The sequence below is a fragment of the Streptomyces sp. Ncost-T10-10d genome (assembly GCF_900091955.1).
Lineage (GTDB): Bacteria > Actinomycetota > Actinomycetes > Streptomycetales > Streptomycetaceae > Streptomyces.
The window spans coordinates 1-21,007 of the sequence record NZ_FMDF01000165.1 but is presented as its reverse complement, the minus strand read 5'-3'; the positions used below and the strand labels follow the sequence as shown (position 1 = coordinate 21,007).

Sequence of the window (21,007 nt, the reverse complement as noted above, 5' to 3'; positions counted from 1 at the left end):
CGGAAGCAGCCGGACGGGCTGGATATCGGCCCGTCCGGCTCCCGGGTGGGCCAGAGGCCCTAACCGCCGAGTTCGCGGTGGCGCGCGGCCAGTCGCGTGGCGCCCTCCTCCGTCGGTGAGCCGAACAGCCGGAGCCGGGAAATCCCGCCGTCGGGGAAGATGTCGATCCGGATGTGTGTGGCCCGCACCGCCTCCGGCAGGACGAAGCGGTGGTTCGTATCGGGCTGCAGCCGGGTCCGGGGCAGCACCTCGGTCCACTCGGCGCCCTCCCCGTCGCATGCGGAAAGGCGCGCCCAGCCCGCCGAGTTGCCCTTCAGATACGCGGTGTCGATCTCGACGGCCCGGATCTCCGCCTGCTCGACGAGCCGGTAGCGGATCCAGTCGTTGCCCTTGTCGCGTCGGCGGCGGGTCTCCCAGCCGTCGTCCATCTTGCGGGACCTGCCCGGCTGGATGGTGTTGGTGGCCGGGGAGTAGAAGCGGTCGGAGGCGTCCTCGACCATGCCGCCGTTCTCCAGGGCGACCAGATCAAAGGTGCCGAGGGCGGCCAGCCAGGCGGGGTCGGGGGCGACCTCGCCGTACACCCGGAGTCGGGCGATCCCGCCGTCGGGGTGCTGATTGACCCGCAGATGGGTGACACGTTGCTCGGCCGCGACGACGAAGCCATTGGCCGCGTGCCCGCCAACCGCCGTACGCGGTACGAGCGTTGTCCACTTCACGCCGGGCGCGAGGAGTTCCCCGGGCGACGGCGAGCCGGGGACGCAGGCCGCCTCGACGGAGACGGCCTGCGGGTAGTTGCCGCGGAAGTGGGCGGTGTCGACGATGATGCCGCGTACGACTCCGGGCGCACCGAGCCGCACGAGTGCCCAGTCGTGGTCCTCGTCCGTGGGGTGCGGCCGGTCGGCGCCGGCGCCGCGTCGGCGGCGGGTCTCCCAGCCGTCCATGATCTTGCCCTTGTGGCCGAAGCGCTCGGGATCGAACTCGGCGGGCTCCGGCTTCAGCAGATTCTCGCGCTCGGCGAAGAACTCGTCGTTGGCGGCGATCACTCCCGCGCCGAGCCGCCGGTCGGCGAGGTCGACGAGGTCGGTGAAGGGGAAGTCTGCGGTGCGGTAGTCGGCGTACGGATCGCCGCCGCCGTACGGGTTCGCGTCGCCGGTGAAGCGGGCTGTCGCCGTCATGGTCAGTGGTTCCTTTCGAGGAGGCGTCCGGTGGGTTCGGCGACGGCGCCGTCCGCCGCGATCCTCACGCCGCGCAGCCAGGTCGATCTCACGACGCCGTGCAGGGTCCGGCCGGCGTAGGCGGTGACCTGGTTGCGGTGGAAGAGTTCGGCGGGGTCGACGGTGAAGGTCTCGTCCGGGGCGAGGACGGCGAAGTCGGCGTCGCGGCCGGCCTCGATGGCGCCCTTGCGGGTGAGCCCGGCCAGCGCAGCGGGGGCGGCCGACATCCAGCGGACGACGTCGTCGAGCGAGTGGCCGCGCTTGCGGGCCTCGGTCCAGATGGCGGGGAGCCCCAGCTGGAGGGAGGAGATGCCGCCCCAGGCGGAGGCGAAGTCCGGCGTCTTGAGGTCGGTGGTGCACGGCGAGTGGTCGGAGACGATGCAGTCGATCGTCCCGTCGGCCAGCCCGTGCCACAGCGCGTCCTGGTTGGCGGCCTCCCGGATCGGCGGGCAGCACTTGAACTCCGTCGCGCCGTCCGGGACTTCCTCGGCGGTGAGGGTGAGGAAGTGTGGACAGGACTCGACGGTGATCCGTACGCCCTCGCGCTTGGCGGCGGCGATCATCGGCAGCGCGTCACTGGAGGAGAGGTGCAGCACATGAACCCGGGCGTCGAGCCGCCTGGCGTGCGCGATGAGCCCCTCGATCGCGGTGTTCTCGGCGTCACGGGGCCGGGAGGCCAGGAAGTCGGCATACGCGGGCCCGCTGCGCTGCGGCGCGGAGGCCAGATGGCGCGGGTCCTCGGCGTGCACGATCAACAGCCCGCCGAAGCCGGCGATCTCGGCCATGGACCTGGCCAGCTGCTCCTGGTCGAGCTCCGGGAACTCGTCGACGCCGGAGGGCGAGAGGAAGCACTTGAAGCCGAACACCCCGGCCTCGTACAACGGGCGCAGGTCCTTGACGTTGGACGGGATGGCTCCACCCCAGAATCCGGTGTCGATGTGCGCCTTGGGGGCGGCCACCTGTTGCTTGGTGCGCAGATGACCGACGGTCGTGGTCGGCGGGAGGGAGTTGAGCGGCATGTCGAGCAGGGTGGTGATGCCGCCCGCCGCCGCGGCGCGGGTGGCGGTCCAGAAGCCTTCCCACTCGGTGCGGCCGGGGTCGTTCACATGGACATGGGTGTCGACGAGTCCGGGCAGCAGGGCATCGTCACCGAAGTCCTCCGACCGGGCACCGGCCGGTACCTCGGCGTCGTACGGCAGGACGGCGTCGATTCTCCCGTCGGCGACAGCGACCGCCGCGGGACGCGTCCCGTCCGGGGTGACGACACGCATCGAGCGCAGTACCAGATTCACGTCCGCACCGGACACCCGTGCTCCTCACTTCGGACTTTCGACCACTGACAAATTCAACGAACTGTTGAAGGAGTCTTCACTCGGGATTCGGGCCCGTCAAGACCCCACTCTCCTCGCCGGACGACTGGTGGACCACCCGCACCCACCATTGGAGATTTCCACAAAGTAAAAGAATGATTCCGAAGAGCGGAACGTAACATGAGACCAGTGCGGCGCCGCAGAACTGCCCCGCCGACTGCAGACACCGGGACAAACAGGCTCTGACCGGCCAGGACTCCGCACCCGGAGCAGTGGGCCGATCGGGAACCGCCCGGTAGGCTGCTGCCTTGCTCTTCCGCCTCGAAAGGACCGTTGACGTGCCGCCGTCCCACGCCAGCACATCCGACTCCAAGCCCGCCGCTTCCAGCGGTGGTGTGCAGTCCCTTGAGCGCGCCTTCGATCTGCTGGAACGGATGGCGGACGCGGGGGGCGAGGTCGGGCTGAGTGAACTCTCCGCGAGCAGCGGACTCCCGCTGCCGACCATTCACCGCCTGATGCGCACTCTGGTGCTCTGCGGATATGTGCGCCAGCAGCCGAACCGGCGCTATGCGCTCGGCCCGCGTCTGATCCGGCTCGGCGAGTCCGCGTCCCGGCTGCTCGGCACCTGGGCCCGCCCGTATCTCGCGCGCCTGGTCGAGGAGACCGGCGAGACCGCGAACATGGCGCTGCTCGACGGCGACGAGATCGTGTACGTGGCGCAGGTGCCGTCCAAGCACTCGATGCGCATGTTCACCGAGGTGGGCCGCCGGGTGCTCCCCCACTCCACGGGGGTCGGCAAGGCACTCCTGGCGCATACGCCCCCGGAGGAGGTACGGGCGCTGCTGGCCCGTACCGGAATGCCGGCCGCCACCGAGAAGACGATCACCACTCCTGACGGCTTCCTCGACGCACTGGAGCAGGTCCGCAGGGTCGGCTACGCGGTCGACGACAACGAGCAGGAGATCGGGGTGCGCTGTCTTGCAGTCTCCGTACCCGACTCCCCCACTTCGGCCGCGATTTCGATCTCGGGTCCGGCGGGCCGGGTGACGGAGGCGGCGACGGAGCGGATCGTGCCGATTCTGCAGCAGGCCGCGAAGGACCTCTCCGACGCGCTGGCCAGCAGCGGTCCCACCGGCTGAGAGGTGTGGGAGGGGCGGCCCCCCGGCCGTCCCTCCCACACCTCTCAGAGCCTGTCGGGTGACCTTCGATCGGATAGCGGACGCGGTCTGGCGCGTGCGATTCCAAGGCGGCGGGATGCCCTCGTAGCGGAGCTACTAGGGCATTTCGGTAACGCGGGAAGCGTGCGTGCCAGGGCGCGGCCGCCCGATCAGAGGTCACCCGACAGGCTCTCAGGCCGGTGCGGGCGCCGTCAGACGTCCGTCGTCCATCGTGACGGTGCGGTCCACCCGGTCCAGATGGGCCCGGTCGTGCGTGACCATCACGGTCGCCGTCGACCGCTCCGTCGTGAGCGTGACCAGCAGGTCGAGCACTGCCGCACCCCGCTCGTGGTCGAGTGCGCTGGTCGGTTCGTCGACGAGCAGCACCGCCGGGTCGTTCATCAGGGCTCGGGCGATGTTGATCCGCTGACGCTGTCCGCCCGACAGCTGGTGGGGCCTGCGGTCGGCCTTGTCCGCGAGGCCGACCGCGTCCAGCAGCTCCAGCGCCCGGCCGCGGGCTCCGCGTACGGCGCCGCCCGCCAGATGGGTCATCACCTGGAGCTGTTCGGCCGCGGTGAGGGACGGCAGCAGGTTGGGCTGCTGGAAGACGATGCCGATGCGTTCGCGGCGCAGCGCCGCCTTCTCCGCACGGCCGAGGCCCGCGGTGTCCGTACCGGCGACGACGACCCGTCCCTCGTCCGGGGTGACCAGGGTCGCGGCCACCGCCAGAAGGCTGGACTTGCCGGAGCCGGACGGTCCGACGACCGCGGTGAGCGAACCGGCGGGCACGTCCAGCGCGATCCGGTCCAGGGCAGTGAGTCGGCCGTCGCCGTCGGGGTAGGTGAGGGTGACATCGGCGAGGGTGAGGGTCATCGGGCACTCCCGAGTGCGGTGAGCGGGTCGACAGCGGTGATCCGCCGGATGGACAGGGCCGCCCCGGCGGCGCCGAGGACGATCATCACGGCCGCCGGGACCAGGACGGTCGCCGCGTCGAGGACGAACGGCACGGCCCCGCCGCTGACCAGCGCACCGATGCCCGAGGCGAGCGCGGTGCCCACCCCCGTACCGAGGGCGAGCATCACCACGGCCTGCCCGAGCGCGTCGCGCAGCAGATACGAGGTGGAGGCGCCGAGCGCCTTGAGGACGGCGACATCGCCGCTGCGCTGGATCGTCCAGACGGTGAAGAAGGCGCCGATGACCAGGGCGGAGATGGCGAAGAGGAAGCCGCGCATCATCTGGAGCGAGCCGTTCTCGGCCTGGTAGGAGCCGATCGCGGTGAGCGACTCCTCGAGGGAGAGCGTGCTGGTGCCCGCCGCCTTGTCGCCTGCGGCAAGGTCGGCGCCGGCGGTGGTGGTCAGGGCGATCACCGTGGCGTGCTGCGCCCTGCCGTCGCCGTCCGCCCCGAATCGCTGCCAGTCGTCGAGCGAGGTCCACACGACCGGCGTGTGACTGTACGAGGCATCTCCCGAGACCGCCGCCACAGTCACCTCACTGCCGCCGAGCCGCAGCCGCTCTCCGGCCCCGACCCCCAGGTCGTCGGCGGCCTGCTCGGACAGCACCACCTTCCCGGTGCCGACGCGCGCACCGCCGCCGGGCGCCAGGCCCCCGTCCGGCTCGACACCGAAGGCCGAGACGGCGGCCGTGCGCTCCCCCTTGATGGCTGTGGCGTTGAGGGTACGGATACCGAGCGGCTCCGCGTCACTCACACCGGGCTGCCCCGCCCAGCTCCGCCAGGCGCTCTCCTCGACGGTCGAATTCGTGAAGGACACCGACTGACCGTCGGGCGGGGCGGCGAACGCGAGGCGGTCTGCGTTCAGCCCCGTGACGGCCGAGGTGTTCTCCCGGGCCAGACCGGCCGTCAGGCCGGACAGCAAGCCCACGAGCAGCGTGATCAGCACCACGACCGTGCCCATGAGCGCGAACCGCCCCTTGGCGAACCTGAGATCTCTCCATGCGACGAACATGCTTCCAGCCTCGGCTCACGGGCCCCCGGAAACATCGCTCGGCGGTGGGTACTGACATCAACCTTTCGATTGACCGGCCACGGGCGCCGTCCGTCTACGCTGGACGAATCATGGACTCCCCTGCCCACCCCCCGGTCGCCGTCGCGCTGCGGATGTGTCTGCACGCGCTACTGGTGGGGCTGCTCGCGCTCGCGGCGCTACGGGCCGTCAGTGACGACGCACCGCACGCCACCGCCGTCGTCGTGGTCAGCTGTGCGATGGCCGGCGTGTACGCGGCGGGCGCGCTCGCCGACGCCGTACAGCCGCACAACCGCGCGGCCGCCCTGTGGCTGGCACTGCTCGGTACCGTCTGGCTGGTGCTGCTCGTCCTGTCGCCCGACGCCCTGTGGGTGGCTTTCCCGCTCTACTTCCTGCAGCTGCATCTGCTGCCGACTCGCTGGTCCCTGCCGACCGTCGTGGTCACCGCGGCGGTCGGCATCGCAAGCTTCGTACTGCACGGTCAGGCCATCAATCCCGGCACGTTCATCGGCCCGGTGCTCGGTGCGGCGGTCGCGGTAGCGACGGTCCTCGGGTACGAAGCGCTGTTCCGGGAGAGCGAACGGCGCCGCGAACTCATCGAGGAGCTGGTGTCGACCCGCGCGGAGCTGGCCGAGGCGGAACGCACCGCGGGCACGCTCGCCGAACGTGAACGGCTGGCCCGCGAGATCCACGACACCCTGGCACAGGGCCTGTCCAGCATCCAGTTGCTGCTGCGCGCCGCCGAGCGCACCCTGTCCGCCGACGCCCCCGCCACCGCCCACGTCCGGCGGGCCCGCGAGGCCGCGCAGGACAATCTCGCCGAGGCCCGCCGCTTCGTCCGCGCCCTGTCGCCGCCCGACCTGGAGAACGGCTCCCTGGCAGCCGCCCTGGAGCGTCTGTCGTCCCGCACCACGGCCCCCGGCCTCACGGTGCAGTTCGCGGTCAGCGGCACTCCGGTGGAGCTGCCCACCCCCTACGAGGTGGCGCTGCTGCGTACCGCCCAGTCGGCGCTGGCCAACACGGTGCAGCACGCAGGGGCCGGGCGCGCCGAGATCACTCTCAGCTTCATGGACACGTCCGTGTCGCTGGACGTCGTCGACGACGGCCGCGGTTTCGCCCCGGGGCGCGGACCGGTCACGGCCGGCACCGCCACCGGCGGCTTCGGGCTGCCCGCGATGCGTTCCCGGGCCCGTTCGCTGGGCGGCACGCTGAGTGTCGAGTCGGCACCCGATCAGGGCACGGCCGTGGCCCTCACCCTTCCGCTGCCGCTCCCCGACGGCCGACCAGGACAGGACGCCGCATGACCACCCCCATCAGGCTGCTGCTCGCCGACGACCACCCGGTGGTACGGGCTGGGCTGCGGGCCGTGCTCGACGCCGAATCCGACTTCTGCGTGGTCGCCGAGGCGGCCACCGCCGAACGGGCCGTCGCGCTCGCCGCGACCGGCGGGTTCGACGTCGTCCTCATGGACCTGCAGTTCGGTGCGGGCATGCACGGCTCGCAGGCCACCGCGGCCATCACAGCGGAGGCGGGCGCGCCCAGGGTGTTGATCCTCACCACGTACGACTCGGACGCCGACATCCTGGCCGCGGTCGAGGCGGGCGCCGCCGGCTATCTGCTGAAGGACGCCCCGCCGGAGGAACTGGCGGCGGCGGTACGCACGGCGGCGGCCGGCCGGTCAGCACTCGCTCCGGCCGTCGCCCACCGTCTGATGGACCGCATGCGGACTCCGGCCGAGGCCCTGACCAAGCGCGAACTGGAAGTGCTGCAGCTGGTCGGCGAGGGCCTGTCGAACCTGCAGATCAGCAAGCAGCTCTTTCTCAGCCAGGCGACGGTGAAGTCCCATCTGGTGCACATCTACGCCAAGCTGGGCGTGGACTCCCGCACCTCGGCGGTCGCGGCGGCGACGGCCCGTCGGCTGATCCGTCGCTGATTCCCGGCCGCCGTACGTCAGCGGCGCGGCGGCTCGCCGAAGAGATCGACGGCGACGCGTACGTCCCTGAGTGCGGAGGCCAGTGCGCTGACCGAGCCGATCGCCCCCGCGATCAGCAGCAGCGAACGACGCAGGCGCGGAATCTCGGGTGCGCCACTGACGGCCATCGCATCCAGCGCGGCCAGCTCGTCCTCGGCGATCCCCCGGTCCGGGAACTCCGCGGGATGCCCCGCCAGCTCTCGGCGGAGTCGGGAGACGGCCGTACGCAGCTCCATCACCCTCGGGTCCTCACCACTGCCGGTCACCCGCGTCTGCCCCACGCTTCGCAACAAAGCACTCCCCCTCGCACATCCTTGTGCCAGTGTTCCGACCGGGTCCCGGACCGCGGTCAAGTGTCCGGGGATGTCCGCAAGTTAACGCCATGACAGGTGTCGAGCGCCACTCCGCAGACGGAATTCAGGGTGTCCCGTAAGGGTGACGTTCAGGTGGCTCCGGGGACGGTGGCGCCCGGCCGTACCCGTCCGGCCCGCTTGCGCGAGGAGGGCACATCTGAGGTATCCAGTCCGCATGACTCGGACAACACAAACGCCGGTGGTCGCCGGGCTGCTGCTCGCCGCGGGCGGCGGACGGCGACTCGGCGGGCGGCCCAAGGCACTGCTCGAACACCGCGGCCGGCCGCTGGTGGAGCACGCGGTACGCATGCTTCGGGAGGGCGGCTGCGACCGCGTCCTTGTGGTCCTGGGCGCCGCGGCTGAAGAGGTACGAGCACGCGCCGACCTCGCCGGCTGCACGGTGACCGTCAACCCCGAGTGGACCGAGGGCATGGGCTCGTCGTTGCGGGCGGGGCTCGGGGCGCTCTCCGGTACGGGAGCGGACGCGGCGCTCGTCCTCCTGGTCGACCAGCCGGGCATCGGCGCGGACGCGGTGGCGCGGGTGCGATCGGCGTACCGCTCCCGGACGAGTCTCGTGGCCGCCTCGTACGACGGTGAGCGCGGGCATCCGGTGCTGTTCGGGGCCGACCGGTGGGCGGACATCGCGGCGGGAGCGGTGGGCGACCGGGGCGCTCGGGCGTATCTGCGGGCGCACCGCGATGCGATCACGCTCGTCGAGTGTTCCGATGTGGCTCAGGCGTACGACATCGACACGGTGGAGGACCTCAAGCACCTTGAGTGAACGCGACGGCACCCGGCGCCGCCCCCGCCCCACTTCTGTCGACCCGGAGAATCTCGACATCAACAAACCATTGAACTTCCACCATGAGGAAACTACTATCCACTGGTCAGAAGCCCTCTGCACCCCAGACGGCGCCCACGGCCGTATTCCGGAGCCCTGGCACGCCGTGCCGTTTCAGGCGACCCGGCGGCCGTGAGAAGCCGCCCGCACCGCCCGCTGAAGGAGTGACAGCTCATGTCCGCACCAGCGCCGTCCCCGCTGGCCATCGTCGATGCCGAGCCCCTGCCCCGGCAGGATGAGGTCCTCAGCCACGCGGCCCTCGCGTTCGTGGCCGAGCTGCACCGGCAGTTCACGCCCCGCCGTGACGAGCTGCTCGCCCGCCGGGGCGAGCGCCGCGCCGAGATCGCCCGCACCTCCACGCTGGACTTCCTGCCCGAGACGGCGGCGATCCGCGCGGACGACTCCTGGAAGGTCGCGCCGGCCCCGGCCGCGTTGAACGACCGCCGGGTGGAGATCACCGGTCCGACCGACCGCAAGATGACCATCAACGCCCTGAACTCGGGCGCCAAGGTCTGGCTCGCCGACTTCGAGGACGCGTCCGCCCCCACGTGGGAGAACGTCATCCTCGGCCAGCTCAATCTGATCGACGCCTACACCCGTAACATCGATTTCACGGACCCCCGGTCCGGCAAGTCGTACGCGCTGAAGCCCGCCGGCGAGCTCGCCACGGTCGTCACCCGTCCCCGCGGCTGGCATCTGAACGAGCGTCACCTCCAGCTCGACGGAACCCCGGTGCCGGGTGCGCTGGTCGACTTCGGCCTCTGCTTCTTCCACAACGCCCAGCGCCTCATCGACCTCGGCAAGGGCCCGTACTTCTACCTCCCGAAGACGGAGTCGCACCTGGAGGCCCGTCTCTGGAACGACATCTTCGTCTTCGCCCAGGACTACGTCGGCATCCCGCAGGGCACGGTCCGCGCGACCGTCCTCATCGAGACGATCACCGCCGCGTACGAGATGGAGGAGATCCTGTACGAGCTCCGCGACCACGCCTCCGGGCTGAACGCGGGCCGTTGGGACTACCTCTTCTCCATCGTCAAGAACTTCCGTGACGGCGGAGCCAAGTTCGTCCTCCCGGACCGCAACGCGGTGACGATGACGGCTCCGTTCATGCGCGCGTACACCGAACTCCTCGTCCGCACCTGCCACAAGCGCGGCGCGCACGCCATCGGCGGCATGGCGGCCTTCATCCCGTCCCGCCGCGACGCCGAGGTCAACAAGGTCGCCTTCGAGAAGGTCAAGGCCGACAAGGACCGCGAGGCCCACGACGGCTTCGACGGCTCCTGGGTCGCCCACCCGGACCTGGTCCCGATCGCCATGGCCTCCTTCGACGCGGTCCTCGGTGAGAAGCCGAACCAGAAGGACCGCCTGCGCGAGGACGTCTCGGTGGCCGCGGGCGACCTGATCGCCATCGACACCCTGGACGCCAAGCCCACGTACGACGGCCTGCGCAACGCCGTCGCGGTCGGCATCCGCTACATCGAGGCCTGGCTGCGTGGCATGGGCGCCGTCGCCATCTTCAACCTCATGGAGGACGCGGCCACCGCGGAGATCTCGCGGTCGCAGATCTGGCAGTGGATCAACGCCGACGTGGTCTTCGAGAACGGCGAACACGCCACGGCGGACCTGGCCCGCAAGGTCGCGGCCGAGGAACTCGCAGCGATCCGCACCGAGATCGGCGACGAGGCGTTCGCGTCCGGCAGGTGGCAACAGGCCCACGACCTCCTGCTCCAGGTCTCCCTGGACCAGGACTACGCGGACTTCCTGACGCTGCCGGCGTACGAGCAGCTGGGCTGAGCTCCCGCTTTTGCCCCGGCACTCCACCCCTGGTACCGCACAGCACCGGGGGCGGAGTGCCGGGGCGTTTCCGGATGTGCCGGGCCGCCCCGCGAGGAGGCGCCTTGCCTGGCCGTAGGCCCACGTCAGCCGACACGCCGTCCACGGAGCAGCCCCCACGCCGTGGGGGTCGATCGAGGCCGGGCGCGGCTCCGGTCCGGTTTGCAGCAGGTAGCACGAAATCGTATAGTCCGAAATCATGCAATCCGAATCCGTGCCATCCGAGTGGTCGGCCCTGCTCGCTCTGCAGCGGGCCACCCACGCCACCCTGCAGGTGCTCGCCGCAGAGCTCGTCGACCTGGACCTGACCCCCTCCGAGATCAACGCACTGGCCAACCTGGCCGACGGCCGAGGCCGGACCGTGTCCGAACTCGGCGCGGCCGTGGGCACCCGCCCCACCACGCTGACCAGCGTCCTGGACCGCCTGGAACGACGCGGCCACATCACCCGTGGCGCCAGCCCGGGAGACCGCCGCGCGGTGCTCATCGAACTCACCCCCTCCGGAAAGCTGACCGCCACCACGATCCGACAGGCCATCGCCGGTCTGGAGCATCGCGCGCTCGACGGCCTGCCGAAGGACGCGATCGCAGGCCTGCGCGCTGCCCTGCAGGCCCTGACGGAGGTGCCCTCATGACCACTCGTCCCCCGCACGCCGCCAACGCGCCCGACTTCGATGCCTTGATGGCCGAAGTCATGGCAACCGCCGAGCGGTTCGGCCACCGGGAACATGTCCATCTGACGTGGCTGGCCGTGCGGCGGGTCGGTGTGTGCGCGGCGGTCGGCCTGGTCAGCGATGGCATCCAGCGCACCGCCCGCTATGCCGGGGCGCCCCAGAAGTACCACGCGACCGTCAGCCGGGCCTGGGTGGAGCTGGTCGGTCACCACGCGGCCGAACACGGCGAAGACGACTTCACCGCATTCGCCGATCACCACCCCGCCCTGCTCGACAAGCGACTCCTGACAGCCCACTTCTACCGTCCGTCGACGCTGGCCTCCTCGCAGGCGAAGACAGGCTGGATCGAGCCCGACCTCGCCCCCTTCCCGTGGCAGGACGCCGGCCGGGGGCAGCCCCGGGGAAAAGCGGCGCGGTGACCGCAACCGGGCAACGGCCTTACAGGTTCAGCAGGTTGTGAAGAATGGCTGGGCCTGTGCGGTTCCCGCCCTGCCCCGACGGGCCTCGCCCGCGCGCATCTCGGCGAGTTGAGCCCGGGCCGGCGCCACTGGACGTTGCGCGCCCTTACCCCAGCCCGGTGTCGAGGGCGTTGAGCAGTGTGCCCTGAGGCGTGTCACCGGACATCTCCCAGACCATCACCCCCAGCAGACCCTTGTTCTTCACGTACTCCGTCTTCTTGCCGATGGACCAGGTGTCGTCGAAGGACCACCACTGGCTGCCGGTCCAGCCGTACGTGGACACCGACTGCTCGTCGTGATGGACCGTCATCGCCGGGTAGGCGCCGATGAGGTTGGAGTAGCCGCGGGTGCCGGCCTCCTCCGCGAACTGGCCGGGGGCCGCACCTCCCGCGGGCTGCCATTCACCTGCGGCCCCGCCCTCGGTGACGTTCTGCCAGCCGCGTCCGTAGAACGGGATGCCGAGGGTCAGCTTGCGGGGCTCCACGCCCGCGTCCGTGTATGCCTCGATGGCGGCGTCGGCGCTGAAGTGGAAGTCGTACGGGTCCTGGTCGTCGGTGTAGAGGTTGGCCTGGTGGCCGGTCCGGTTCGGCTCCCAGGAGTTGTCACTGCCTGAGCCGTGGAAGTCGTAACCCTGGACGTTGGCCACGTCGAGGGAGTCGAAGACCCTGTTCAGGTCCCATCCGTCGCCGATCTTCTGCGGGTCGGCGGGGGTGAAGGCGGTGAGGAGGCGGTGGCCGCCGCCGAGGGCGTCCATCTGCTTGCGGAACTCGGCAAGCAGCAGGGTCAGGTTGGTCTTGTCGTTCGGTGAGTAGTGGTTGCCGGGGTGTCCGGTGCCGGTGCCCGGCCATTCCCAGTCGATGTCGAAGCCGTCGAAGATCCCGGCTGCGGTGCCGGGGCCGCCCGCGCCGTTGTACTCGGGCAGGTTGCCCTTGAGGTACATGTCGATGCAGGAGGAGACGAACTTCTTGCGGGAGGCGTCGGTGGCCGCCACGTCGGAGAAGTACTTCGAGTACGTCCAGCCGCCGAGTGAGACCACGATCTTCAGGTTCGGGTGAAGCTTCTTGAGCTTCTTCAACTGGTTGAAGTTGCCACGGAGTTTGCCCCAGCCGTCGTCCGCGACGCCGTCGACGGACTGGGCGGCGCTGAACGGGCGCCCGTAGTCGGCGTCGGCGTCACCGGCGCCGGTGCCCTGCTCGGGGTCCTGGGGGTCGGCGGTGGTTCCCTTGGTGACGCCGTTCAGGCAGGTCAGGTTGTTCGGATCGATATTGGCGAACGCGTAGTTGACGATGTCGAGCTTGTTCGCGGCGCCGGAGTCGTGGAGGTTCTTGACGAAGTACTGGCGGCCGTAGATGCCCCATTGAACGAAGTAGCCGACCTTGGCGTAGTTGCCCGCGCCGACGATGTCGTCGGTCTTCACCGTGAGCGCGTTACTGGCCGGGGAGGCGTTGTCCGCCGCGTCACGGGCCTTGACGGTGAAGGTGTACGAGGTCGAGGGAGAGAGTCCGCCGATGGTGGCGGTGGTCGTCGTACCGGAGACCGTGGTGGCGAGTTGACCACCACGGTAGACGTCGTACGCGGCGACCCGCTGGTTGTCCGTCGCGGCGGTCCAGGCCAGGGTGACGGACGAGGAGTCGGTTGCCGTGGAGTGCAGCGAGCCGGGGGCGGTGGGCGGGGAGGTGTCGGTGGCCGGGTCGACGGTGGTGACGGCCAGCGCGGCGCTCTCGGCGGAGGTGTTGCCACGGGTGTCCTTGGCCCGGACGGTGAAGGAGTAGGCGGTCGCCGGGGTCAGCCCGGTGACCGTGGCGGAGGTCGCCGCGGTGGCGGTACCGACCACCTTGCCGCCGGACAGGATGTCGTACGACGCCACGGGGAAGTCGCCCGCAGCGGCCGCGGTCCAGGACAGTGACGCGGTGCGGGCGGTGACGTCGGTCCGCTTCAGCCCGCTCGGCGCGCCCGGCGGCACATCCGCGGAGCCGTCGCACTTGTCGCCGTTGATCCGGCAGCCGGTCGGCGCGGTGATCGGTCCGGTGGCCACGAACCAGAAGCTGTACGGCTCGGTGGTGCTGTGCGCGGCGACCGTACCGTTGTAGTGGGCGTTGACCGCGGTGATGTGGCTGCCCTGGGTGGTGACGGTGCCGTTGTAGGAGGTGTCGATCGCGACCCCGGCCGGCAGGTCGAATTCGAGGCTCCAGCCGGTGACGGCGGTGTCGGTGTCGTTATGCAGGACATAAGTCCCCTTCCACCACGAGCCGTTGTCGGCAGAGCTGAAGGTGGCCGTCAACTTGCCCGCCGCGTGTGCGGGTGCGGTCTGTAAGGACAGCAGCGCGAGAAGGAGCCCGAGAACGGCGACGAGGGCGGTCGACGCTCTTCTTCCGAAGGTCATGTGCTCGAACATGGTTCTCCCTTGAGGCAGGGACCGGTGAGGCGGTCCTGAGGGGGAGCGGGATTCCTTGGTGCCATGGAGCACAGGGGAAACTAAATGGTCTGGACCAACTCGTCAATAGGTGCAGACCATTTGAGGCCCGTTCTCCGGGCGGACGCCCCCTCAAAACCGCAGCCTGACCAAACCCGGAGAACCAATGCGGTCACAGCACGAGCCGAGCCCCCGTGAAGTGATCTGAGTCACTTCCTGTCACAGCGGCCGATGACGCGGTGTCTTGGGGCCGAATACCTGGAAACGGAGGAGGCACCATGACTGAGAACACCAACGTGGTCGTGATCGGCGGCGGATACGCGGGCGTGATGGCCGCGAACCGGCTGACGCGGCGCGCCGACGTGACCGTGACGCTGATCAACCCGCGCCCGGACTTCGTCCACCGGGTCCGCCTGCACCAACTGGTGGGGGGGTCCGACGACGCGGTCGTCGCCTACCAGGACGTCCTGGCCGACGGCGTCCGGCTGATGGTCGACACCGTGACCCGGATCGACGCGGCTGAGCGCAGCGTGACACTGGCGGCCGACGGCACGCTCGACTACGACTACCTGATCTACGCCGCGGGCAGTGGCAGCGCCGAACTGAGCGTGCCAGGGGCGGCCGAGTTCGCCTATCCGATCTCCACCCTGGAGGAGGCACAGCGGCTGCGCCCGGTCCTCGACGCCGCGCCCGCGACGGCCCCCGTGACGGTGGTCGGCGCCGGTCCCACCGGCATCGAGACCGCCGCCGAGCTGGCGGAGGCCGGCCGCACGGTGACCCTGGTCTGCGGCGGCGTGCTCGGCCCGTACCTGCACGCCCGGGGCCGACGCTCCGTCGCCAAGCGGCTGGCCAAGCTCGGTGTGACGGTCATCGACGGCTCCGACGCGAAGGTGACGGCCGTGGCCCGCGACGCCGTGCGGCTCGCGCACGGCCGTGAGCTGCCGAGCGAGGTCACCGTCTGGACCGCCGGCTTCGGCGTTCCTGACCTGGCCGCGCGCAGCGGGCTGAGCACCGACGCAGTGGGCCGCCTACTCACGGACGAGACGCTGACCAGCGTGGACGACGAGCGCATCGTCGCGGCCGGGGACTCGGCGGCGCCGTCGAACCTGCCGCAACGGATGAGCTGCCAGGCCGCGATGCCGCTGGGCGCGCGGGCCGCCGACACCGTGCTCAGCCGGCTTGCGGGTGAGCAGCCCGAGCCCATCCACCAGTCGTACTGGGCCCAGTGCATCAGCCTGGGCCGACGCACCGGTATCTTCCAGGCCGCCAACAGGTCCGACGTCGCGGTGTGGTTCCACATCGACGGCGGCCTGGGCGCCAGGGCCAAGGAGTTCGTCTGCAATGTCATCCCCAAGCACCTGGCCGACGAGGCGCACAAGCCCGGTTCGTACAGCGTGCACCGCATGTCGGGAGGCGTCGCCAAGCGCCGGCAACTGCTGCGGGCCAAGCGCGCCGGGGCGCCGGCCGCCGCCGACCGGGCAGCCTGACCGGTGCGTGCTGCGAGGATCTTGCTGTGGACGTCAGGCGAACGCGGTCGGCCGCCAGGGCAGCCCGCGAAGGACGAGGAGAAGGGCCGAAAGATGAGCGACGACGCCACCGACCCGGCGACCGAGGCGTTCCTCGCCCACCGCAATCTGCTCTTCACCGTCGCCTACGAGATGCTCGGATCGGCGGCCGACGCCGAAGACGTCCTCCAGGAGACCTGGCTGCGATGGGTCAAGGCCGACCTGGGGCAGGTGCGCGACCAGCGCGCCTACCTGGTCCGCATCACGACCCGGCAGGCGCTCAACCGACTGCGCACCATGAAGCGCCGCAGGGAGGCGTACGTCGGCCCCTGGCTGCCCGAGCCGCTGCTCACCGCGCCGGACGTGGCCCAGGACATCGAGCTTGCCGAGAGCGTGTCGATGGCGCTCATGCTCGTCCTCGAAACGCTGTCGCCGACCGAGCGCGCCGTCTTCGTGCTGCGCGAGGTCTTCGACGTCGACTACGACGAGATCGCCGCCGCCGTCGACAAGAGCCCCGCGGCCGTCCGCCAGATCGCGCACCGCGCCCGCCGGCACGTCGATGCCCGCCGCCCCCGCCGGGTGGTCTCCTCGAACGAGGGCCAGGCGGTCCTGGAGTCCTTCCAGCGCGCGATCGAAACCGGGGACCCGCAGGCCCTCCTTGAGGTGCTCGCCCCCGAGGTCGTCCTGATGAGCGACGGCGGCGGCATCAAACACGCCGCGCTGCGGCCGGTCACCGGCGCCGAGAAGGTGGCCCGTATGTTTGCCGGCGGCATCGGCAAGCTCGAAGGCACGCTCACCGCCGAACCGACCGTGGTCAACGGCAACCCGGCACTCCTCGTCCGCCTGGACGGCGAGATCGACGGCGTCATGGCGATCCGTGTCGAGGATGCCCGCATCACCGGCCTCTACTACATCCGCAACCCGGAGAAACTGTCCCACGTCGCATCCGCGACCCCGCTCACCCTGCGCTGAACACCACCGGCCCCCGACGCGCGGACGCCAATCCTTCCAAGACCCCTCACAACGATGTGAGGAGGACCGTACCGAAGCTGGGACACCGTGCACTCACGCCGGCGGAGCCCCCCCAACAGGGGACGAAGGTCCCAGCAGCCTGGGACATGCCAGGACGCTTACGGAGAACCCCGCCTCGCCTCCGGCGACTTGGAGGCGAGGCGGGCGCACATGGGGCTACCAGCTCGGCGACGACGGGGCCACCGTCGACCAGCTCCGCTACCTCCTCACCGCTGTCGAGCCTCCCGCGGTCTCGCTGGGCGTCATCCCGTTTTCGGCGCGCCAGGGCGATGTGGCCGGAGGAACTGTTCAGCGTCTTCGACGACGCGATGGTGACGGTGGAGTTGCTGACCGCCAAGGTGACGATCAGCCAGCCGTCCGAGGTTGCCGACCATGTGAGGGCGTTCGAGGAACTACGGTCGCCGGCGGTGTACAGCGCTGAGGCCCGGGCCCTGATCGTGAAGGCGATCGACACGCTGCGCTGACTGCGACTGAGAGGTCGGCTCCTCGGTGCCGTAGACCTCGTCGTGGGTCAGCAGTCTCTCAAAACCGCAGCCCAACCCGGCGAACCCATGCGGTCACAGCACTAGAGCCTGCTGTTGCCCCCCTTGTTGACGATGCTCGCCTTCTTGCAGTTGCCCCACGTGAGTCGGAGGCCGGTCTTACCACCGCCCCGGCCGCCCCACTTGATCAGCGAAATACCCTTGCCGTAATAGCCGATTCCGTACTTGTTGCTCTTGAAGACGTTGCCGCGTCCACAGGTTTCGCCCTTTTCGAGCCGGCCCCACTCGCTGAACATCGCGTACGTGCCGGACTTGGTGAACGTGTTCCCACTGACGGTGTTGTTCCTGCTCCCGTCCCTGATCCGCACGGGATCACCGCTGATCGACGAGAACGTGTTTCCCGTGATGACGCTGCCCGAGGTCCTGACCAGGTACACCCCGTGCATGTTCGCGCCGTTGCTCAGACGGGAGAAGGAGTTCTTCCTGATCACGATGGAGGAGGAGTTCTGCACGTGGATCGCGCCGTAGCCGGTGGGACCGCTGAGTGATGTGAATTGGTTTCCGGTGATGGTGACGTTCGAGACGTTCTTGAGCCGGATCGCGTTGGCGTGGCCGGAGAACTTCCTGCCGCTGATGGTGAAGCCGCCGGGGCCGCCGTCGATGCAGAGCTGATAGTCGCCCTTGGGGCACTTGACCTGCCCCGGGTATTTCGAGGCGGCTACCGAGCCCGGTGCGGCCATGCCGCCCAGGACGAGCGCGCTGCCGACAGCAGCGGTGACGACGGTATGACGCATACGCATTGCTTCATCCTCCTGATGTCGCTCGGTCTTTGCTGAATGTGAGGGCCTTGCGAGTGCCGTCTCCGGCCTCACCGCACCGATCCGGACGCCCCTGAAATGCGGCGGTTCCAGGCGGCGACGCCGTGCTCGACCAGTCATACCGAAGCGGTACTCGACTGTCGGACAACGAGACATGGCAGCGGTTCCTTCGCCGAGATCGGCACCGCCACCGGATTCCGGGCGGTGACACAAACCTCGGCCGAGCGGCCGGGCCCTGGCAATCCCGGCGCGATGTCCCGGACACGAGGAAGCTCTGACCTGCTTGTCCTCGCTCATCCCGGACAGGACAAGCCCCGCCTGTGAGGCCCGGGGTGGTGAGCGGACGGGGGACAACGGGGACGAGGGAGCAATCAGGCCGAAGCGGCGAAGCGGCGAAGCGATCAAACAGAGGCACTGGTGTGCGAATTCGGCATCGGTACGGCTAGGATCACGCTCGGCAAGGCTGTAGCGCAGAGGTCGTCGCGCCCTAGCTGCGAGCTGGAGGACGTCGGTTCGAATCCGACCGGTCTTGCCACCTTTTCGTGGAGGAGAGTCGATGGCGTCGGTTCGTCCTGAGCGGGCGGAGAACGCGGTCGCCCTCTCCTGGCCGGGTGCCGACGGGGGACCTGGGGAGTAGTGATGTTGCAGCCGATGCCCGTGCGCTGTCCCGCGATCGAGCACCCGGACATTCCGCTCGCCGACGCGGCCCTGCTGGACCCGCTGCTCGAGCGGCTGGAGTCGGCACATCCCGTCGAGGCCGACGAGACGTTTCCGCTCGGCACGCTGCGGGTGGACGGCCGGGTCGATCTCTGCAAGCAGGGGCTCGGGGCAGCGGGCGCGGTCCGGGTGATGCCCGCGGTCGCCCGCTCCCCGCACGCCGCGCATGTACTGCTCGGCACCAACTCACTGGGAGACGAAGGGGCGCTGGCCGTCGCCGACGCGCTCGGCCGGGACGACCACGGGCTGCGAACGGTCTACCTCGGCTGCAATCGCATCGGAGCCGACGGGGTCACGGCGCTCGCCGGTGCGCTGAGCGAGGACGACACCGTCAAGGCGCTGTGGCTGAAACGCAACCCCCTGGGCGACGCCGGCGTCCAGGCCCTCGTTCCGATGCTGCGCCGCAACACCGCTCTGCGCACCCTCGACCTGGTGAACTGCGGGCTCACGAACGACGGCCTCACGGCGCTGCTCACCGTACTGAGTCAGCGGTCCCGGCCGGTCGAGCGGCTGTTCCTCGGAGGCAACGGACTGAGCGCCGAGGCGGCTGGGCTGCTGGCCGCGCTCATCCGCGACGCCGGGGTACGGGAGCTGTACCTTCCGGCCAACCATCTCGGTGACGACGGAGCCGCCGTGCTGGCGGCCGCGGCCGACCCCGCCCGTCCGGTCCGGCTCGGTCTCGGCGGCAACGGGATCGGGCCTGCCGGCGCGCGCGCCCTCGCCGAAGCGCTCGACGGGATCGAGTCGCTCGACCTGGGGCGGCCGCCCTCGGAGCGCAGCCTCGGAGCCCCGTCCAATGTCACCGGTGACATCGGAGCCCATGCGCTGGCCGGCGCCCTGCGCGGCAGTCCGCTGCGGCGGCTGGAGCTGTGCCACACCGGACTCACCGGGCGGGGCGCGAAGACCCTCCTCGCGGCCGTCGACGCCGACTCGCGTCTGGAGTACGTGGGGTTGGGGCCGGGCCTGCCGCGCAAGGTGAAGCGGTCCTTCGCGGCGCGGCTGCGCCCGGACGGCGGGACCCATACGGACCTGCGCGCGGTGAGGAGCGTCTACCGGTGAGCCCGGGCACGGTCGCCGGGTGCTTCGCGCCGGACGAGACGGCGAGCCGACGTCAGGTCCGCCGGTACGCGGTGCCCCGGTGGATGATCGAGGAGTCCGCCGAGCGGCGGGCGGCCGGGGACTGGCAGGGCGCCTGCGCGGCTGCCCGGTTCGACGTGAGCTTCGACCTTGCCCAGGTGTCCGAACGGTACGGTGCGGACGTGGCCGGAGCACTCGAGGCCGATCTCCGTCACCTCGTCCCCGACCTGGTGCGCTGGCATCTGCCGCGCGTCCTCGGCGGCCGTTCGACGCTCGCCACCGACCGGATCGTGATCCTGGCGGGCTACGGCCGTACGCCGGACGGGCCGGGGTCGACATCGCCGTACCTGTACCTCCGTACGCTCCCGATGGTCGACGGACCGCAGCGGATCGCCCTCCGGTTCGGCACGGCCGGGAAGGGGCGCCAGTCGGCGCCCGGCGTGTTCCGCTCGGGCGTCCAGGACTGGCGCACCGCCCGGTATCTGTGGGACGCGCGCCGTACCGGCGAACTGGGCGCACGGGCCGGCGGCGGGGACCGGCTGCCGTTCCTCCACGCCGACGGCACACCGCGCGCCGTCGATGAACTGCCCACGGCGGACCCGGGCTCCGGGGACCCGGTGGCCCGCGCCGAGTGGCTGACGCTGCTGCACCAGAACGGCCGGGTGGCCGAGTCCCTGGCGGCGGCGGGGATCGAGTGGGATCCGACACCACCGGAGATGCCTGCGTGGTACCGGGCGACTCCCGAATCGATCGTGGCCGGGCTGGCGCTCGACGTTCCCCAGCTGGGGACAGCGCTCCGGCGGTTCGCGGAGCACAGCCCGGCGGAGCGCTTCCAGATCGGTGAGGACTGGCGGGCCAACATCCTGCTGGAGTTCACGGACCGCGGACCGCTGCGGATGAGGCTCGTGGGGCGGGAGGAGGTCGATGGCGCGGCCTTCGTGCCCGAAGCGGTCTGGCGCCGGCTGCCCGACCTCGATCTGCTGCGGACGGGTGGGGCGTCTCCCGACCAACTGCATCCGCTCGTCGCCGAGGCCCTCTTCACCGGCCTCGGCACAGTGGCCGGCCCACCGGGGCCGACGCCCCCCGCACCGGTACGGGTCAGGTGCCGCGGCGAATGGCACGAGGTCGTCTTCCGCGACGGGCGGCTCGACTCCCCACACAGCCCGCAGG

The 21,007-nt window shown here is 70.4% G+C and carries 19 protein-coding genes and 1 tRNA gene; 13 read left to right on the top strand and 7 right to left on the bottom strand.

The features are described 5' to 3' along the window. Window positions 1-59 precede the first annotated feature (59 nt). Together alc and allB are read right to left on the bottom strand one after the other, a co-directional pair. A complete protein-coding gene (alc, locus tag GA0115254_RS29510; protein ID WP_093898334.1) occupies window positions 60-1,175 on the bottom strand; it encodes an allantoicase in 1,116 nt (371 codons plus the stop codon). Window positions 1,176-1,177: 2 nt separating this feature from the next. Further along, window positions 1,178-2,521, bottom strand: coding sequence for an allantoinase AllB (allB, locus tag GA0115254_RS29505; RefSeq protein WP_093898333.1), 1,344 nt, complete (start codon window positions 2,519-2,521; stop codon window positions 1,178-1,180). A 341-nt stretch (window positions 2,522-2,862) separates the two neighbouring features. On the opposite strand from allB, the gene GA0115254_RS29500 reads away from it, so the two are divergent. Continuing rightward, window positions 2,863-3,663: an IclR family transcriptional regulator gene (locus GA0115254_RS29500; protein WP_093898332.1), complete on the top strand. Its 801-nt coding sequence runs from the start codon at window positions 2,863-2,865 to the stop codon at window positions 3,661-3,663. Between the two features lie 210 nt (window positions 3,664-3,873). Here GA0115254_RS29500 and GA0115254_RS29495 read toward each other — a convergent pair whose 3' ends face one another. Both GA0115254_RS29495 and GA0115254_RS29490 read right to left on the bottom strand, forming a co-directional pair. Further along, a complete protein-coding gene (locus GA0115254_RS29495) occupies window positions 3,874-4,554 on the bottom strand; it encodes an ABC transporter ATP-binding protein (protein WP_093898331.1) in 681 nt (226 codons plus the stop codon). Continuing rightward, window positions 4,551-5,645 carry an ABC transporter permease gene (locus GA0115254_RS29490; protein WP_093898330.1) on the bottom strand — a complete coding sequence of 365 codons (1,095 nt, stop codon included), beginning with the start codon at window positions 5,643-5,645 and terminating at the stop codon, window positions 4,551-4,553. Before GA0115254_RS29490 ends, GA0115254_RS29495 begins: the two co-directional genes overlap by 4 nt. A 110-nt stretch (window positions 5,646-5,755) precedes the next feature. Here GA0115254_RS29490 and GA0115254_RS29485 point away from each other — a divergent pair, with 110 nt between their 5' ends. Both GA0115254_RS29485 and GA0115254_RS29480 read left to right on the top strand, forming a co-directional pair. Beyond that, window positions 5,756-6,967 carry a sensor histidine kinase gene (locus GA0115254_RS29485; protein WP_093898329.1) on the top strand — a complete coding sequence of 404 codons (1,212 nt, stop codon included), beginning with the start codon at window positions 5,756-5,758 and terminating at the stop codon, window positions 6,965-6,967. Further along, window positions 6,964-7,596: a response regulator gene (locus GA0115254_RS29480; protein WP_093898328.1), complete on the top strand. Its 633-nt coding sequence runs from the start codon at window positions 6,964-6,966 to the stop codon at window positions 7,594-7,596. The genes GA0115254_RS29485 and GA0115254_RS29480 overlap by 4 nt, the downstream gene beginning before the upstream one ends. 17 nt (window positions 7,597-7,613) lie before the next feature. Here the strand turns inward: GA0115254_RS29480 and GA0115254_RS29475 are convergent, their stop codons facing one another. Beyond that, window positions 7,614-7,916 (bottom strand): DUF5955 family protein, encoded by a 303-nt coding sequence (locus tag GA0115254_RS29475; RefSeq protein ID WP_176740345.1) that lies wholly within the window; start codon window positions 7,914-7,916, stop codon window positions 7,614-7,616. A gap of 247 nt (window positions 7,917-8,163) precedes the next feature. Here GA0115254_RS29475 and GA0115254_RS29470 point away from each other — a divergent pair, with 247 nt between their 5' ends. The 4 genes from GA0115254_RS29470 to GA0115254_RS29455 all read left to right on the top strand — a co-directional run bounded on the left by GA0115254_RS29470 (window position 8,164) and on the right by GA0115254_RS29455 (window position 11,754). Beyond that, on the top strand, window positions 8,164-8,769 hold the full coding sequence (locus GA0115254_RS29470) for a nucleotidyltransferase family protein (protein WP_093898326.1): 606 nt from the start codon (window positions 8,164-8,166) through the stop codon (window positions 8,767-8,769). A 234-nt stretch (window positions 8,770-9,003) separates the two neighbouring features. After that, on the top strand, window positions 9,004-10,623 hold the full coding sequence (aceB, locus tag GA0115254_RS29465) for a malate synthase A (protein ID WP_093898325.1): 1,620 nt from the start codon (window positions 9,004-9,006) through the stop codon (window positions 10,621-10,623). 238 nt (window positions 10,624-10,861) lie between these two features. Further along, window positions 10,862-11,296, top strand: a complete 435-nt coding sequence (locus tag GA0115254_RS29460) for a MarR family winged helix-turn-helix transcriptional regulator (RefSeq protein ID WP_093898324.1) — start codon at window positions 10,862-10,864, stop codon at window positions 11,294-11,296. Beyond that, window positions 11,293-11,754: a hypothetical protein gene (locus tag GA0115254_RS29455; protein WP_093898323.1), complete on the top strand. Its 462-nt coding sequence runs from the start codon at window positions 11,293-11,295 to the stop codon at window positions 11,752-11,754. Before GA0115254_RS29460 ends, GA0115254_RS29455 begins: the two co-directional genes overlap by 4 nt. A gap of 145 nt (window positions 11,755-11,899) precedes the next feature. Here the strand turns inward: GA0115254_RS29455 and GA0115254_RS29450 are convergent, their stop codons facing one another. Then, a complete protein-coding gene (locus GA0115254_RS29450) occupies window positions 11,900-14,188 on the bottom strand; it encodes a glycosyl hydrolase family 18 protein (RefSeq protein ID WP_093898322.1) in 2,289 nt (762 codons plus the stop codon). 296 nt (window positions 14,189-14,484) lie between these two features. On the opposite strand from GA0115254_RS29450, the gene GA0115254_RS29445 reads away from it, so the two are divergent. The 3 genes from GA0115254_RS29445 (at window position 14,485) to GA0115254_RS29435 (ending at window position 17,207) form a co-directional block, all read left to right on the top strand. Continuing rightward, window positions 14,485-15,693, top strand: coding sequence for an NAD(P)/FAD-dependent oxidoreductase (locus GA0115254_RS29445; protein WP_093898321.1), 1,209 nt, complete (start codon window positions 14,485-14,487; stop codon window positions 15,691-15,693). A 93-nt stretch (window positions 15,694-15,786) separates the two neighbouring features. After that, entirely contained in the window at window positions 15,787-16,683 is an 897-nt protein-coding gene (locus GA0115254_RS29440; protein WP_093898320.1) for an RNA polymerase sigma-70 factor, read from the top strand. A 329-nt stretch (window positions 16,684-17,012) separates the two neighbouring features. Continuing rightward, a complete protein-coding gene (locus GA0115254_RS29435; protein WP_093898319.1) occupies window positions 17,013-17,207 on the top strand; it encodes a Scr1 family TA system antitoxin-like transcriptional regulator in 195 nt (64 codons plus the stop codon). A gap of 101 nt (window positions 17,208-17,308) precedes the next feature. On the opposite strand, the gene GA0115254_RS29430 is transcribed toward GA0115254_RS29435, so the two are convergent. Further along, window positions 17,309-18,025 (bottom strand): right-handed parallel beta-helix repeat-containing protein, encoded by a 717-nt coding sequence (locus tag GA0115254_RS29430; protein WP_176740344.1) that lies wholly within the window; start codon window positions 18,023-18,025, stop codon window positions 17,309-17,311. Window positions 18,026-18,502: 477 nt separating this feature from the next. Here GA0115254_RS29430 and GA0115254_RS29425 point away from each other — a divergent pair. From GA0115254_RS29425 to GA0115254_RS29415, 3 genes are all read left to right on the top strand, one after another. Further along, window positions 18,503-18,578: transfer RNA gene (locus GA0115254_RS29425), tRNA-Arg, on the top strand. Between the two features lie 104 nt (window positions 18,579-18,682). Beyond that, on the top strand, window positions 18,683-19,819 hold the full coding sequence (locus GA0115254_RS29420) for a leucine-rich repeat domain-containing protein (protein ID WP_093898317.1): 1,137 nt from the start codon (window positions 18,683-18,685) through the stop codon (window positions 19,817-19,819). Further along, a partial coding sequence (locus GA0115254_RS29415; RefSeq protein WP_093898316.1) for a hypothetical protein occupies window positions 19,816-21,007 on the top strand: 1,192 nt, incomplete at its 3' end. The genes GA0115254_RS29420 and GA0115254_RS29415, both read left to right, overlap by 4 nt.